We start from the raw sequence: 16,190 nt of genomic DNA on the forward strand, positions 1-16,190 counted from the left end.
CTAGCGTTTTACTTAGACATATATAAATTACAAACTTCTTCTGCCTCCCCCAGCATGACAGTCTTTCCCCGATCCAACCATATCGCATGGTCACACAGTTCCAATACCTCACTAATTGAATGGGATACAAATAGAAGGGTGGTACCGTTACTTAACATTTCATTCATCCTGGCTTGACATTTCTGGCGAAACTTAAAATCCCCTACCGCCAATACCTCATCAACAATAAAAACGTCCGGCTTAGCCATCGTGGCAATCGCAAATCCCAGCCTAGCACGCATACCAGAGGAGTAGTTTTTAATTGGTGAATCCAAAAAATCCCACAGTTCTGCAAAATCTACTATTTCATCAAAATGATCCTGCATATACTTTTCACTGTGTCCTAACAAACAACCATTCAAAAAAATATTTTCTCTTGCAGTAAGATTTCCATCAAAGCCAGCTCCCAGTTCAATAAGAGGCGCGATACTGCCATTAACAGTAACACTTCCCTCAAAAGGTTTTATAATTCCACTTATTGCTTTTAATAATGTTGACTTACCAGAACCATTAGTTCCTACCAACCCCCATGCCTCACCTCGTTTTACCTGAAAAGAAATATCTTTTAAGGCAAAAAATTCCTGAAACATAAGTTCTCTTTTTATAATTTTTATAAAGTATTCTTTTATATTATCAATTTTCTGATTAGCCAAATTAAATCTTACCGTGACATGATTTACATCTATAATAACGTTTTTTTCTTTCCCCATCGATATTACCTCAGATTTAAATATATAATATGAAATTGTCTTGATTTTTTAAAAAAGTCCAAGTTCCAATAAAGAGCATAGCAATTGCAGCAAAACATCCTGCAAAAATTATTACGCATCCGGGTATTCTATTATGATAGACCAAATCTCGAAATTGACCTATATAGAAATACATTGGATTTAAATGCTTTACTAACCACATGACGTCTGGGGGTAATAAATCAATGGGGTAAAATATAGGTGTTAAATATAGCCATGCTGTGGTAACTGCATTATATATATATTGTATGTCACGGAAAAACACATTTGCCTGCGCTAAGAACAATCCTAAACCAAGGCAAAAGATATAAAGCTGTAATAAAACAAGAGGGAATAACAGAAAATGCCAACTAAATGTTGCTTTTGTTGCCAACATTACTATAATTAATGCTCCCATAGAAAAAAACAAATCAATAAGTCCACTGGTAATTTTAGCAAACGTAAAGATATATTTCGGCACATATGCCTTCTTTAGTAGGGCTGCATTTCCATTAATCGAACTTAATGCTTGATGCGTAGATTGATTCATAAAATTGAATAGAATCTGTCCACAAAATAAATACACTGGAAAATTCTCTATATTACGTCTAAACATAGTGGAAAAAACAACTGCCATTACTATCATAACCAATAATGGATTTAAAACACTCCAAACATAACCCAAAAAGCTTCTGCGGTATTTCAATTTTATATCCTTAACAACAAGCTGCTTTAATAAATCTTTATATGCCCAAAAAATATTGAAACGTTTTCTCAACTTTTGCATTTATTTATCCCCACAAAATTTCCGTCTGAAAGACAAAAGATCATTCTATATTATTTATATCTTTTAAAATCTTAATTGTACGATCCATTCCTTCTTTAATTGTATATTGTGGCATCCAACCGATGCTTCTTAATTTTCCCTCATCTAAAACAGCATCATTCTGTTTCGAGTATCCCTGCTTTTCTATCGCTTCAGGATTAGAATATACAACCTGCGTACCTGCTATCTTAGCTACAGATTCAGCTAATTCAACTATCGTAATAGTGGAGGCATTGTTGGCTACATTATAAGCTTCTCCCATTTGACCTTTAAATAATAAACTCAAAATGCCAGATACTGCATCAGCACTATAGCAATAAGAACGTCTTTGAATACCTGGACTCTTTAGTATAATATCCATTCCATCCACTGCATTGTTAATAAACTGTGCTGCTGCTTTGCTGTCATATTGTGTCATAGAAGGGCCATATATATATCCTAAACGCGCTATAATTGAAAAAATATTATGCTCTAGAGAATAACTCCTGAAAAGCAACTCTGAAACCCGCTTACTTTCAGGGTATCCCGATCGTATCTGATTAAAATCAGTCTGACCATAATCACTTTCTTTTATAATTGTTCCCGATGGCATTGTTCCGTATACTTCCATTGTGGATGTAAAAATAATCTTAACACTGTTATGCTTTCTAGCATATTCTAAGATATTATACGTACCTATAATGTTCGTTGTTATAGTCTCAGCAGGGAAACTCGCATATGATTTTGGATCAGCATTGCTAGCGGCATGAATTATATAGTCAAAGTCCACAGGACAATCCAATGGTTTGGTTATGTCATGTTCAAAAAGGTAAATATTTTTATCAGAACTGGCATATTTAAAACGTCTCTTAAGGCGATCTAAGCTTCTTCCTAAACCATATATTTTATAGGGTATCTTCGTGCCATGATTTTTATATAAAAAAGCGTCCACAACTAACGAACCAATCAATCCAGTCGCTCCCGTTACTAATACACTTTTTACTGTACTTATATCTGGAATATAATTCGAAATTTGCTGCAAATCCTGTTTATATAAAGGATGATCGAATATTGTCATATAAACATTCCTTTCTTCATTCGCACTAATGCATCCAAGCATCTCTTTTAGAGTTTAGCAATGCCTTAAAAATATCGATATCCTCAGGCGTTGTCAATTTTATGTTCTTTTCAGATCCTAGAGAAAAATACAATACCTCTCCCAACTCTATAAACATTGTGCATGTTGCAACTGAATTAGTAATCCCTTGCTCCAATGCCCTTTTATGAGCATCTAACAATTTACCAAGAGATGCCGCCTGTGGAGTCTGGGTCCGCTTTAAATTATCTCTTGGCACCTGAGCATTAGATGAACAGTTGTCTACAGTTCGAAGCATTGCTTCCGCACATGGAATAACTGAAATAGAATTGCCATGTGCCGAACAAACACGGATACAGTCTGAAATTATCTCTTCTGATACCATTGGGCGTATAGCATCATGAATTAGAACAATATCATCATCTGAATGTCTCTTTTTTATATCATTGATACCATTACGTATAGATGCCTGTCCGTTTTCCCCACCAGTAACTATATTTTCCAACTTGTTAATATTAAACTGTTTGCAGTATGCATATAGTATCTCATGCCAACCTTCCAAACAAACAACCTCTATGCCCTCAATATTAGGATGTTTCTGAAACGCTTCTAATGTATAAATAATAACAGGCTTATCATATACATTTAAAAACTGTTTTGGAATGTCCTGCTGCATTCTATGTCCCGCTCCACCCGCTATTATCAATGCAATATTCATAAACTTTCTCCAATTCTATCTATAAATTTTAAATACATTATTTCTACGAATTTAAGTTTCACTAATTGGAATATTGAGTGTTTCACAGATCCCATCATATATGTTCTCTGTCCCTGTCTTCCCATTCGGCGGTATTAAATACTCATTAATAAAAGTTTCACGGGCTACTTTTTTTACATCGTTTCCCTCTAACACAACCTCCTCAATAAAACGCTGAATATCTTCCTTAATAAAATCCCTACGAGTTTTATATAAAACTTCAAAGTTCTTTTCCCCATATTCATTCAGCATAACACGGGTATTTTTACCTATTGTAAATAAAGCCGGTTTATTTGTTATGGTATATTCTGCAATAAAAGAAATACTGTCTAGAATCATCGCGTCTGATGTCATAAACAAATCTATAAATTCGCCATCCTCATATTGTGTATTCCCCATATTGCTCCATTTATCATAGTATTCATCTGTTTCATTCTTTCCCCATCTCTTTTCTAACTTTGCCTTAATCATAGGATGCGGCCGAAACGCCCATTGTATTTGATCTGCATACTTTACTGCAATATCAATCATCAAATCACAAATTTCATAAAACGCATTGTACTGATAATAAATAGCAGCAAAACCATCCGAATGATGCGGAGCCCATATAATACGTTTTTTTCTTTTATTTTGTTCCTTCCAAACATCTTTTGGCACATAGTCGGAAGAGAGAAATGCATCAAATTTGGGAGAACCGCTAACCACTACATTACTTCCACGATTATCCATTAAACGCTTTGCCATTTGTAAATGAATTGGAGTATGCAGAAAATATTTTGTAACCATATTTTGCATTTCAAAGTTTAGGGATTCATTCATTGGATGATGTGCAACATTAAACCCATAATCAAACAAAAATGTAGGAATATCTAAAAACCGGTTTATATAAGTATATTTATGGAACATAGGTTTCCAAAATTTAGAATAAACTACAATATCCGGCTCAAGCTCCTTTCGTACATCAAGAAAAGTATCTGTCTCTTTATCATATCCTTTAATGACTCTAAACCCTTGCTCCTTTAAAATATTATAAGTCTGTTCCATATAACGCTTCATGGTCTCTTCTCCTTGAAGCATAAACGGTTTAACGACAACAACTGGATCAAAAATACCACTGCTTTCCATTAAAGAATATAAATTTGCATATTGCCAGCATGTAATACGAGAAACAAACAAACATGCCCTTATTTTTATTCCCTGCTTAGCCTTCTCTTGGATAGCGCCCAGATTTTTTTCATATTTATGTGCAATGATTCTCTTTTCCACTTTCTTTTTAATCTTTAATGCTACCTTAGAAAACCAAACAAACACCAAGATATGTATGGAAAACAACTGCTTGTCTTTGATAATGCGAAATACTGGTAAAATACGAAATATATATAAATTATAATGTGTGTTATCCGTTCTTCGTAGTTCAATTACCGGAATACCAAACAGCTTAAAACGCTTAAACCTTTGGCCATATATTGCCCTTATTTTTTCTTTAACTGCCATAATTTCATCCTACCCTTTAAATAATGCTACCGGAAATTTAAAGCCGCTAACAGACTTTCTGTAAAATGGAAGTTTTATACGGCCTGCCAAATAATAAAATGTTACATTCTTTTCTTTTCGTGACTCAAAGTATGTTTTAGAAAATATTTTATATTTTATCATATTTCTATATTCCACTTTAGATAATAAGGCATGACCTTTAACACAAAGCTGAGAAGCTTTGATTATATTGTATGGGACAAACTTAATGCATTTTTTAAGTTGCCAGAACTTCAATGTGCTCTTTATGCAAAAGCCCAAAAATTTTGATATTATTTCTTCATAACAACTGTGATTCTCTATATAATAATCATAGCACCGCATTCCTAGTTCTTGTTTCTTTCCTTGCTCATAAATCTCTGCACATATACTTTCCATTGTTGTATACTTCACATCAAAAACATCCTTATGTTCAGGAAGTATTGATACACCATACTCCTTTGTATCATACAGCCAGATAAAACTATTCATCTCATAATGTATTGGTGAAACCATTAAAATCACAGATGGAAGTTTTAAACGTGCTCCCTCAATAACCGAAGTTCCTACTGCAAAAAGCACATCAACATTATCTTGCAAGTATTGAGGTAAATCCTCATGTGGAATAGTACCTGTAAAAGTAAATTCAATATCTCCTGCAAACTTCATACAAAAATTTTCTACATCATTTCGATTTGGGCCATCTCCAACAATGAAAAGGCGCTTTTTATTTGGTGTTTTTACATCTGCAAAACGTTCAATCATATTATATAATGCATTAATTTTGTCATGTCCCAGACGTCCTACCCATCCCGCATTGATAGCCCCAGAATCAACTAATTCTGGACATCTAACATTTTTAAGAGGCTCCAAAAAAACTTGCATATAATCCTTATTGTCAAATTGAACAGATTTACATTGCATATTCATAGACATTTTACCAGACCAGTCATGATAAAATATAGCATGACCATCCCGCATTAGCTTAAATAAAGAGGGGGTTTCATTAAAGAAAAATACACTTTCCCAAGCATTTCGAAAAGTTTCATAATGCCAAAACACCAATTTACTTTCTGGATGCATATTCGTTATCTGTGATGCTCTTGTTGTATTTGTAATTAAGATCACAGGTTCTTTTATCGGAAGTTCATTATCTCCATCCTTAAAATTCAAAAAAATGACATTGCTTTCTTTTGAAGCCAGAGAATGGGGATACCCATTTTCATAGTCAACATAATATGTCTTTAAAGTGGTATTCGTAGAAATGAACTCAGCCAATTGGTATAATAAAAATGTTCCACCTCCTACATTGTAGGCTGGAAGCCAAAAGCATAAAGCTTGATAACCTTGTTTTTTTATTTCTTCTGCACATTCCTGTATTTTCAGTCCATAATCTATGTTCACCATTATTCCACCCCTTCTCAGTATCTCAGACCATCAAGCGAATGATAGGTTTTAACCTTATGTTTGTCCCAATATGCTTTACTGCGGAACCCTCTATTTAAAATATAGCTCCTCACCCCAGATCTTTTGGCGGCACTGAAATCCACTTCGCTATCACCCACTACCAAATCCGGCTGCACGCGATTGATAAAATATTCTTTTTCATCAACCGCCGTAGCTGGTGATGCACAGAATACTTCACAAAAGACATTTGATAATTCGAGCTGATTTATTTGATACATTAAATGCTGCTCTTTTTGGCGCGCCGAACATAAATAAAGTATATCCGCATGTTCTAAACAAGCGTATAATGTTGGTATCGCATCATAATACAATTGATCCGTACGCAGATAGTCCAAATCTTCAATATGCGATATCCACATTCTTGAAACTTCTTCACTTTGCCAATTTGAGAAACCCAGTTTTTCTTTTAGAAACGCCGCTGTTGAATATCCATCTGCTTTATATTCTAAATAGCCCTTTAATGAATATCGGTTATAACCCTTTTGATTCAAGCAATCCTGCAACACCTGAATATGGCGTTTACTACTGTCTAATAAAGTTCCATCAAAATCAAAGACTATCTTCATTTTGTCACTATCTCCTCAAAGCACCGAACTACAAAACGCTCCTGAGCTGGAATATCAATACTTACTAATTCCGGCATTTCCAACCATAAGGCCACTGCTGACTCTGCCATTTTAAATCCTACTGCTGCTGATAGCGCGCTGCCGCCACCTAACCTAAGATTAAAATCAGTGAGTAGCCACTTTCCTTGCTGTGACCGCATAAATTGAACGCAATTCATATGAGGAAGGCTAAATTTTGAGGCCAATTTACTGATCACTTTAGATAAATCTTGATCTTCAAAAATTCGGGCTTTTGTACAGACACCGGCTTTCACCTCAATTCGTTCCCGGCATATGCTTTTAACGACTTTTCCGTCACAAAATACATCAACAGTTATTTCTTCTGGCAAACATAATTCCTGCACAATCATACCGTTTAAGTTCATCTCTAATAAATCACGCCCTAACACAGCCCGCGAATTCCTTGATCCAAAACCAATTTCTGGTTTTACATAATAGGTGCATTCTGGTTTTAAAAATTCACTAGAAATTATATGTGGTACTTCTATTTCCATTCCCTCTAAAGTCTGAGTCATATTCCTCTTATTGGATAACATATTAAATGTTTGTTTATACGGAGAGGCAGCATATATCCCTAATCGTAATAGGTCGGCGTTATCGTAGGCAAACAGAGATAAATCCCAATCTATTAATGGCACTAGAATGTCAATTTTCTCTTTTTCAAAAAGAGCCATCATGTACTCATAATACCCAACACTTTTAATAGAGGGAATGACAAAATAACGATCTGCTAATGTAGATGTATGAACCAAATGGGGTGGATTGATATCACAAACATACAATAGAACACGATTTTTTCCGATATCTTTAACAGCTTTACTTATCGCCCAAGCCGCGGCTGTACCTCCACCTAAAATCATTATACGTATCATTTTTCTTCCCAACTTTCTTATGAAACTAGCATTTTTTTCTTTAACCACTTTGATAGAGGTCTCTCAATAAGATAATAGGTAGCAATCCCTACCCCTACACATATCGATACACTAATTAATAAAATAGTTTTGCTATCTCCCGCAGAGTTCTTTATCCACAAACTTTTTTCAAATATGCAAAACATGGAAACTGCATCATGTAAATAGAATACGACCATTTCCCCAGGTGACCAAATATCTTATGGTTCAAAAGCTGGGCTATATAACCCCATTGATATATAAAATCCATTATAATAATTGAAAATATCAGTATATAATAAATTTTTTCATATTTTTGAGTACAATTGATAAGTATGTTAACAAAGTAACTCAATATAACAATCTCTAAGATGGTTATGAGGATTTTATTTCTTTTATTAATAGTTTTTCTTATTGAATACCCTCGGATCCAAAATCGAGCAATTAGCCCTCCGTAGACAAACCCGGTAATCCCCATCAATACGCCATTTGTCAAAAAGGGGAGTTGTTCAAAGGCCTTTGCGGAATACAGAGTGCTACCAGTTCTTTGGCCCAACAGAATGAACCCTGTTAGTGTTACAAGCATCCCCCATATTTCTCCGCTTACTTTATAATCAGTAATTAAACTGTCTGCTATATTATATTTAGAGTTGAAATTGGATCTGGCCAAAAAATCAAACATCAAAAGTTCCAGCCAAAACAATACACATACAAACCAGGAGGCAGGATTAGAAGATCCAACCGATATAAGACCTGTACCAGAACTAATAAAAAACAGATTCAGAATATCAGCTGTAGAATGAAAATTTACTATTAACGAGAATGCAAGTACGGGCCAAATTCGTATAACCTTTCGTTTTATATAGGTGGATAATGAAAATCTTCTATATTCTTCAGTTAAAAAGAAAAGGAAACCGCTGATCACAAAAAACGAAATCACAATAACCTGTCCAACATTAGAGTTTCTAGTTGAAAGGTAATCTAGCCATAATACTTTACCAAAGAATTTACTCATAATTGGTGTAATATGATAATATACAATAAAAAGGGCAAATACGAATCTTAAAAAGTCCACATTATATAAATGCTTATTATAATTACCTTCCATTTTAATTCATCCTATCAAGCTAAAACCATATTTTGAAACACTTTATAATCCTTAATATACTCTTCACCATCATAGTGTGTACTAGCTAACACAAGTAGAACTGAATCCGAACTAAAATCATACATATCTTTCCACAACATTGCTGGTATATATAATCCCATTCTAGGCCTATCCAAATGTATCACTCTTTCTTCAGACCCATTATCCAGACGCACTTTACTCGTACCATTTACATTAATTAAAACAAATTCTGAAAACTTGTTTGCATGTTGTCCACGAATAACTGTTTCATCCGATCCGTATATGTAAAAAACACGTTTAATATCAAACGGAATATTTTCTCCACCTTCAATAACAACTAAATTTCCCCGTTCATCGCCTAACTCTTTAAACTCATATATTTTGTATTGATCATCAATCATGCCTGCTCTCCTCGATAATTATTTATACTGTTAATTACATACATTTGTTCCTCTGGTGTCATGCCGTTATATATTGGCAATGACAATACTGTTTCCGCCAACTTCTCAGTAATAGGAAATGATCCTCGTGGTAACCCCAAATAAGAATAGGCTTCTGATAAATGGGGCGGAATTGGATAATGTATAATTGTTCCTATATCATGTGATTTCAAATATTCTTGTAAAGAATCTCTGTTCTTTGTGCGGATTACATATTGATGAAATACCGATGAGCAATCTTTACAAATTCTAGGTTTTATAACTGCCGGATTGGTAATTCTATCATTATAAATCTTCGCCAATCCGATTCTTTCTTGATTTAACTCTTGAAGATGTGTAAGACGCACTCTAAGAAGTCCAGCTTGCATTTCATCAAGTCTTGAGTTTACTCCAATTACTTTGTTATAGTACCTTTTTTCTGAGCCATAGTTTCTATAGACTTTAAACTGTTCAGCAAGGCTTACATCATTGGTAACGATTGCACCGGCATCTCCAAATGCTCCCAGATTTTTCGATGGATAAAAGCTAAAACAACCAACATCCCCAAAAGTCCCCGTCATTTGCCCCCTATATGTAGCTCCATGTGACTGCGCACAATCCTCAACCAACTTAAGGTTGTACTTTTTACACAGAGAAACCACATCTCCCATATCAGTAGCCTGTCCGTATAAATGAACGATCAATATAGCCTTTGTTCTTGATGTTATATTTTTTTCAATCTCTGCTGCATTAATATTATAGAATTCACTTGGCTCTACAAAAACTGGTGTGGCTCTGTTCATTGTAATTCCCATAACAGAAGCTATATAAGTATTAGCTTGAACAATTACCTCATCACCTTCTCCAATGCCCAATCCACGGAATGCCAAATATAAAGCATCCAAACCGCTTGCAACACCTACGCAATACTTCGCTGTTACAAATTCAGCAAATTCCTTTTCAAAGTTCTCCACTTCCTTGCCCAAGATATACCATCCCGATTCTAATATCTGGATAGCTTTAGTATCGAATTCTTCTTTATATTTAATATAACCCCTATCCATTCGGTTTTGCATAATCTTCATGATGGTCTCCTTTATATTACGGATTCTTTACACAATCATCTTTTCTTGATACAAAATATCTTTTTAAAGCACGTAAAGTCGGTATTGGATAACGAAAACCCAAAAAGGGCAACATCCATACTTTATTAGTATTTTTCCAATAACTATAGTACTTATAAAAACGAATATTCTCTTTGCGGTTCATTTTCCATATTTTATAGTTAGCGGTAACTTTAAACTTATGTTTGGTATAGGGTAAAATCTCATTTTTGAAAATAAGATCCGAATCATCCTCGTATACTTTATTAAAATTCCCAGGAGAACTAATCCCCCCTTGTCTATACCGAATGACTGGCATGTTCCAATAGTCTATAGATACTCCGTGTCTGCTAATATTTAGTGCAAACGGATAATCTTCAATAAGTTTATATTTTTCATCATACAAACCAAAACTGTCAAATACCTTTCTGCTCCTTGCCGTACAACATCCATAGATAAAATTCGCATAACACAATTGCTCAAAAATCTGATTAGCATTCTCTGATTTTAGTACTAAAACTTCTTTTTTTTCAGGAAGCACCTTTTGAAAATAGGTAAGTGTCGAATCGTAAACTGCACTTTGCGCTGTCATCACTAAGGATTCACGTTTAATAAATTCCCTAACCCATCCTTCCAACACTCGAATATCGTAAAAAACATCATCTGCAGCCAAATTAAATAAAAACTCACCAGTCGAATGAACAATGGCAATATTAGAAGCTTTCACAGTTCCCATATTTTTCGGATTAACAATCACCTTATAATCCAGTAAATTCTTCTGTTTATGTTGATTTATAAAAGCAGAAACCTCATCAACCTCAAAATACTTTGAACCATCATCCACTATCACATATTCTATTTTTGGATAAGTCTGATTCAATACAGACTTAATACTTTCAAACAAAAACTCACTATTATAAGATAATGTAATTACGGTTATCAGTGGAATATCAAAATTGTGATTCTTTTCTTTATCCGTCACAGTCTCATACCCGCCTAATACACTTATTTAAAATATATTTAAAACGACCATAGCAATTCGGTCGCATGATCCATTGGTACATTCCCGGTGATATATGCATCCGATTCATCAATAAGTAAAATCTATATTTTCGATTCAATCGAGTGATCATCTCAGAATTATTTTTTTGTATTTTTTGATTAAGTGCAAGACTTTCATGCATTCCCTTAATTTTATCCTGTTCATAGATACAAGCTACCATATAATAAACCAAGATTATATTTTCAATTTTTAAACCAAGGTACTCCTGAGCTATTTGAGACATCCCCACTCCATTATTATAATAATGAAGCATATTATCAATTACCTGTTCAACATGGTCAATTCGCTTCGCTTGACTTTCCGCAGCTATACTCTGCTCAACATTACCAATCATATACTGATAAATAAAAATGTTTATCAATGCAATATTTTCCGCATGACAACATGGGATTGATGAAAATTCCTGATCCTCATAAAAAATGTGATGTGGCAATAAATGTTCATATTTTTGGTAAAACACCGTCTGATATGTTATCCCATGAAATACCATACATCCTTCATAATTAGACCAATCTGATATTATAGTATTTAAATTAACAATACAGTCGGATGATCTAAAGGACTGTTCCTGGCTTCTTCCTGTTTTCATATCAATCATATGAAATGGTGTCACTACTATATCTACATCTAATTCCTCTAACCTACTTATAAATCTTCTTAGATTTTCTGTTATCACCCAATCATCCGCATCTATTACCTTAAAATATTTCCCACATGCAATTTGGCTTCCAATATTAATAGCTGAGCCATGCCCTCCATTGGATTTATTGATTAATTTATAAGAATCCGGATACCTGCCAACATATGACTTTGCAATTTCCTCTGTTTTATCTGTAGATCCATCATTTACAATAATCACCTCCAGTTTATCTAATATACTTAAATCAAGAAAAGAATTTAGACATTTAGATAAATACTTTTCAACATTATAGGCGGGTATAATAAATGTGATAATCTTCTCCATACTAATACCTAACCTTTTTCAGTGTATTATTATAAATGCCACCAAATAATGCCCGACCAGCATCGGTCATTGAAATCGTATCGCTGTAAAGCTGATATTTCGCAAATAAATAGTACATTCCATATGCAATTGAAGGAATCAGCCCCATCATATACCGTGTTGAGGAACCTCTCTGTCTGAAAAAGAGCTCATCATAGTTATCAAACCATGTAGAGCCCCCTGTGTTTAAACTAGCTATTGTTTCAGGTACATAATATAATCTTAGCCCACTTCGAATACAATCAAATAAGAATTTATTTTCCTCACAAGCACCATTACCAGTACCCGCGCCCATAATCGGATCAAACCCAACACCGTGAGAAAGAATCGCTTTACGCCGAAATGCCAGTTGAACAGAACATAACCTTAGGCTGCCTAACTTTCCAATCTTGTGAATTTTTCTTTTTAAGCGAGTTTCCTTGTTTTGAATATCAAATGCAATAATGTCAGCCTCTGGCAACTGTTCAAAATTCCTTAGTATGATTTCTTCATAGTCAGAAACAAATACTTCATCATCATCACAAAGTAAACAAATGTCTCTATCAGATAAACGGATTGCCAAATTTCTGCTTTTTGACAATCCCCTCTCTTTAGTCGAAACCATACGAATCCTTTGGTTATCAATATATAATTGTTGTTCACATTCCTGCATACATTGATTAATAATTAAAACATCACTGATCAGCCCACTATTTTTCACGATTGAAAAATCCGACTGATTCATACAAGAAAGAAGCACTTCTAATGTCATTTATATTGATCCTCCCTGCACAAACCTGCTGAAGTCGTAATAGTTAGCAATTTGGGATAAAATGTTGCCCTTGTGTTCGCTTATAAGAATAGCATGTCTTTCCCCATAATTCAAGACCTTTTCCCCCCCATTTATTAATAATTTCGTCCCATTTTTCTCAAATATTTCTTAAAATGGAAGCTTAAAGATTCATTCCCAGAAAGACCTCATCTTTATCATCCTGATCAATTGACAGATATCGTTTGGTGATTTCAATGGATGAATGATTGTATATAGACATTATAAGTGCAGGGGGAACCCCCTTTTTCCAAGCATGATAGCCAAATGTTTTGCGTAGTGAGTGGCAGCTGATAACCCCTTCTAAATTTAAATCATTCACAGCTTTTTTTATGATCCTAAAAGCACATATCCGTCCTATTGGCTGATTATCTCCAATACGGCTTTTAAAAATATATGCCTCTTGATAAAAAGTATCAAGTGTTCTTCTTAAAAGTTCCAATGCCTTTGTAGCCTCGCTATTTAATGCAATCGAATTTTTTTTGCCGGTTTTCTGTTCCACAAGATCAATATGTTCTCTATATTTATTTGCCTTAAAGTTATAAACATCGATCCATTTTAGATGTAACAAGTCGCTAATACGTAAAGAAGTATTTAGAGCCAACGTTACCATTGTGTAATTTCTTATTTGCTTTTTTTCTAAGTAATATTCTTTAAATCGCTGTACATCATCTGCTTTTTTTATCGGCTGTGTCTTCCCCACTGGTCCATACCTCCATTGATATCTTTGTTTTTACGAAGTGTAATACATGAATATATTATCAATAAAACGACTATATTGCGACTGTTTTATTATAAATACTGAATGCAACATTTTATCCCAAAGTGTTGCCCTCGCAGCAATTAAAACTACCCACAACCAAATTAATATTTTGAATTAAAAATGAGATTACAAGTCCTAGTATCTACTATGAACCAGACAGATTATACTCTGTCCCATAGAATGAAATTAAATAGTGATGCAATTATTATCAACCAGTGTAACAAAATAGCCGTTGACCATAATGAATATAATGGCTACCAGATACATTGGTATTCTTTTGATGAAAGAGGTATCGGATTAAGCCGCAACAATGCATTGATGCGGGCAGATAGTGATATTGTACTGTTCTCTGATGACGATGTTGTCTATGTGGATGGCTATAAAGATCTTATACTGAATGAGTTTAAAAAAAATCCTAAGGCGGATGTCATTATTTTCAATGTTTCTAGCAATGATCAGAATCGAACTGAATACATAAATAATCGATCACATAGACTTCGTCTATTTAACTGTTTACGCTATGGGGCAGTCCGAATTGCAGTGCGCTTAGAGAAGATCCGAAAAGAAAACATATATTTTCATCTAATGTTTGGAGGGGGAGCTCTTTATGGCAGCGGAGAGGATAGTATATTCTTATCAGATTGTTTAAGACATGGGCTTAAGCTGTATGCTTCCCATCAATTGATTGGCTGTATGAACTATAGAGAATCTTCTTGGTTTCATGGTTATAGTAATAAATATTTTAGGGATAAAGGTGCTTTATTTGCATGTATATCAAAAAAATGGTTTTTTCCATTATGTCTTCAATACTGTTTAAGACATCATAAAAAGTTTAATGACGTACCGATACAGCATGTATTATATCTTATGCTCCAAGGTGCAGTGAATTTCAGATATAAAAATCAACTTGCCAATCAAGTCACAAAAAAGGAGCCCCCAATATGAAGATTCTATCGTTCATTATTCCTTCTTTCAATGTTGAATGGTGCCTTCATAAGGCATTAAATTCAATGCTGGTACAGGATATACTCCAGGACATTGAAATTATTGTTGTCAATGACGGCTCTACGGATAAAACAGAGGAAATTGCAACGCAATATGTAAGACAGTATCCCCAAAATGTAATTTTGGTAAATAAAAGCAATGGGGGGCATGGCTCTGCTATTAATAGCGCTATTTCCTATATATCAGGAACATATTTTAAAGTAGTTGATGCAGATGACTGGGTGATTTCAGAGAATCTTCCTGAATTTGTTAATATTTTAAAAGATTGTACTTGTGATGTAGTATTGACACCCTATCACCGTATAGATATGAAAGATGGATCCAGAGAAAGCTGGAATATGTACTGCGATAATTATAAAAAAGTTTATAGCCTGGAAGATATAGTAGCAGACTGGAAAAAGTTTGATCGTTGTTGTATGTTTCATGGTATTTCTTATAGAACAGAGTTTTATAGATATCATAATTATCAATTGCCAGAAAAAATATTTTATGAGGATCATGAATTTTCTTCAATTCCATTCTGTTATGCGGATTCGATTTATCCAATAAATATATATGTATATCAGTATCTCGTAGGCAATAGTGAGCAAAGTGTATCGGACAAAAACAAATTAGCACGTCTATCCCATGCAGAGAAAGTTACCAGAGATTTATTAATTTATCGCAGAGAACATTCCAATTTGACCTCTGAAGGAATGAAGTATCTGGATTTGAAAATTGAAAGTGGTATTCCAAGTTATTACGAAACAGTTTGTATTGTACAAAGAAATAAGAAAAAAGGAAGAAAAGACATGGACCAGTTTAATGCAATGATTCAGTCTTTTGATCCAGCTGTATACCAGAGAGTATTACGTAAATCGCAGATATACCGTTTACTGTCATGGCTGCATCTGACTCCTACACTGTATCGGAAAATGCTATATTCTGGGTTATACAGTAAGCTTAGAAAAACAAACCGTTTAGAAAAGGAATGAATA

The 16,190-nt window shown here is 34.2% G+C and carries 17 protein-coding genes; 2 read left to right on the plus strand and 15 right to left on the minus strand.

Translation table 11 applies throughout. The annotated features are described in order from the left end of the window. Positions 1-8 precede the first annotated feature (8 nt). The 15 genes from ABID13_RS11510 to ABID13_RS11580 all read right to left on the minus strand — a co-directional run bounded on the left by ABID13_RS11510 (position 9) and on the right by ABID13_RS11580 (position 14,148). Positions 9-749, minus strand: a complete 741-nt coding sequence (locus ABID13_RS11510) for an ABC transporter ATP-binding protein (RefSeq protein WP_048928959.1) — start codon at positions 747-749, stop codon at positions 9-11. Between the two features lie 16 nt (positions 750-765). Continuing rightward, positions 766-1,554, minus strand: a complete 789-nt coding sequence (locus ABID13_RS11515) for an ABC transporter permease (protein WP_048928960.1) — start codon at positions 1,552-1,554, stop codon at positions 766-768. 40 nt (positions 1,555-1,594) lie between these two features. Beyond that, the gene (locus tag ABID13_RS11520) at positions 1,595-2,650 is read right to left on the minus strand and encodes an NAD-dependent epimerase/dehydratase family protein (RefSeq protein WP_048928961.1); all 1,056 of its coding nucleotides are present in this window, start codon (positions 2,648-2,650) and stop codon (positions 1,595-1,597) included. 25 nt (positions 2,651-2,675) lie between these two features. Next, positions 2,676-3,386, minus strand: a complete 711-nt coding sequence (locus ABID13_RS11525; protein WP_048928962.1) for an IspD/TarI family cytidylyltransferase — start codon at positions 3,384-3,386, stop codon at positions 2,676-2,678. Positions 3,387-3,437: 51 nt separating this feature from the next. Continuing rightward, positions 3,438-4,919: a CDP-glycerol glycerophosphotransferase family protein gene (locus ABID13_RS11530; protein WP_048928963.1), complete on the minus strand. Its 1,482-nt coding sequence runs from the start codon at positions 4,917-4,919 to the stop codon at positions 3,438-3,440. Positions 4,920-4,928: 9 nt separating this feature from the next. Further along, positions 4,929-6,344, minus strand: coding sequence for a glycosyltransferase (locus tag ABID13_RS11535; protein ID WP_048928964.1), 1,416 nt, complete (start codon positions 6,342-6,344; stop codon positions 4,929-4,931). 14 nt (positions 6,345-6,358) lie between these two features. After that, the gene (locus tag ABID13_RS11540; protein ID WP_048928965.1) at positions 6,359-6,970 is read right to left on the minus strand and encodes an HAD family hydrolase; all 612 of its coding nucleotides are present in this window, start codon (positions 6,968-6,970) and stop codon (positions 6,359-6,361) included. Then, positions 6,967-7,902 carry an ATP-grasp domain-containing protein gene (locus ABID13_RS11545; RefSeq protein WP_048928966.1) on the minus strand — a complete coding sequence of 312 codons (936 nt, stop codon included), beginning with the start codon at positions 7,900-7,902 and terminating at the stop codon, positions 6,967-6,969. Before ABID13_RS11545 ends, ABID13_RS11540 begins: the two co-directional genes overlap by 4 nt. Positions 7,903-8,053: 151 nt before the next feature. Beyond that, positions 8,054-9,028, minus strand: a complete 975-nt coding sequence (locus ABID13_RS11550) for an acyltransferase family protein (RefSeq protein WP_048928967.1) — start codon at positions 9,026-9,028, stop codon at positions 8,054-8,056. A 14-nt stretch (positions 9,029-9,042) separates the two neighbouring features. Continuing rightward, positions 9,043-9,450 carry a sugar 3,4-ketoisomerase gene (locus tag ABID13_RS11555; RefSeq protein WP_048928968.1) on the minus strand — a complete coding sequence of 136 codons (408 nt, stop codon included), beginning with the start codon at positions 9,448-9,450 and terminating at the stop codon, positions 9,043-9,045. Then, the gene (locus ABID13_RS11560) at positions 9,447-10,553 is read right to left on the minus strand and encodes a DegT/DnrJ/EryC1/StrS family aminotransferase (RefSeq protein ID WP_048928969.1); all 1,107 of its coding nucleotides are present in this window, start codon (positions 10,551-10,553) and stop codon (positions 9,447-9,449) included. The genes ABID13_RS11555 and ABID13_RS11560 overlap by 4 nt, the downstream gene beginning before the upstream one ends. A gap of 16 nt (positions 10,554-10,569) precedes the next feature. After that, positions 10,570-11,553: a glycosyltransferase gene (locus tag ABID13_RS11565; protein ID WP_048928970.1), complete on the minus strand. Its 984-nt coding sequence runs from the start codon at positions 11,551-11,553 to the stop codon at positions 10,570-10,572. 4 nt (positions 11,554-11,557) lie between these two features. Continuing rightward, complete coding sequence (locus tag ABID13_RS11570) at positions 11,558-12,598, minus strand: glycosyltransferase family 2 protein (RefSeq protein WP_048928971.1); 1,041 nt, start codon at positions 12,596-12,598, stop codon at positions 11,558-11,560. Position 12,599: 1 nt separating this feature from the next. Further along, complete coding sequence (locus ABID13_RS11575; protein WP_048928972.1) at positions 12,600-13,388, minus strand: glycosyltransferase family A protein; 789 nt, start codon at positions 13,386-13,388, stop codon at positions 12,600-12,602. A gap of 181 nt (positions 13,389-13,569) precedes the next feature. Further along, on the minus strand, positions 13,570-14,148 hold the full coding sequence (locus tag ABID13_RS11580; RefSeq protein ID WP_045094086.1) for a tyrosine-type recombinase/integrase: 579 nt from the start codon (positions 14,146-14,148) through the stop codon (positions 13,570-13,572). 207 nt (positions 14,149-14,355) lie between these two features. Between ABID13_RS11580 and ABID13_RS11585 the strand changes: the two genes are divergently transcribed. Both ABID13_RS11585 and ABID13_RS11590 read left to right on the plus strand, forming a co-directional pair. Next, entirely contained in the window at positions 14,356-15,153 is a 798-nt protein-coding gene (locus ABID13_RS11585) for a glycosyltransferase family A protein (protein WP_048928973.1), read from the plus strand. Beyond that, entirely contained in the window at positions 15,150-16,187 is a 1,038-nt protein-coding gene (locus ABID13_RS11590; protein WP_048928974.1) for a glycosyltransferase family 2 protein, read from the plus strand. The genes ABID13_RS11585 and ABID13_RS11590 overlap by 4 nt, the downstream gene beginning before the upstream one ends. Positions 16,188-16,190 lie beyond the last annotated feature (3 nt).

This window comes from Enterocloster citroniae (assembly GCF_040545455.1).
GTDB classification, from domain to species: domain Bacteria; phylum Bacillota; class Clostridia; order Lachnospirales; family Lachnospiraceae; genus Enterocloster; species Enterocloster citroniae.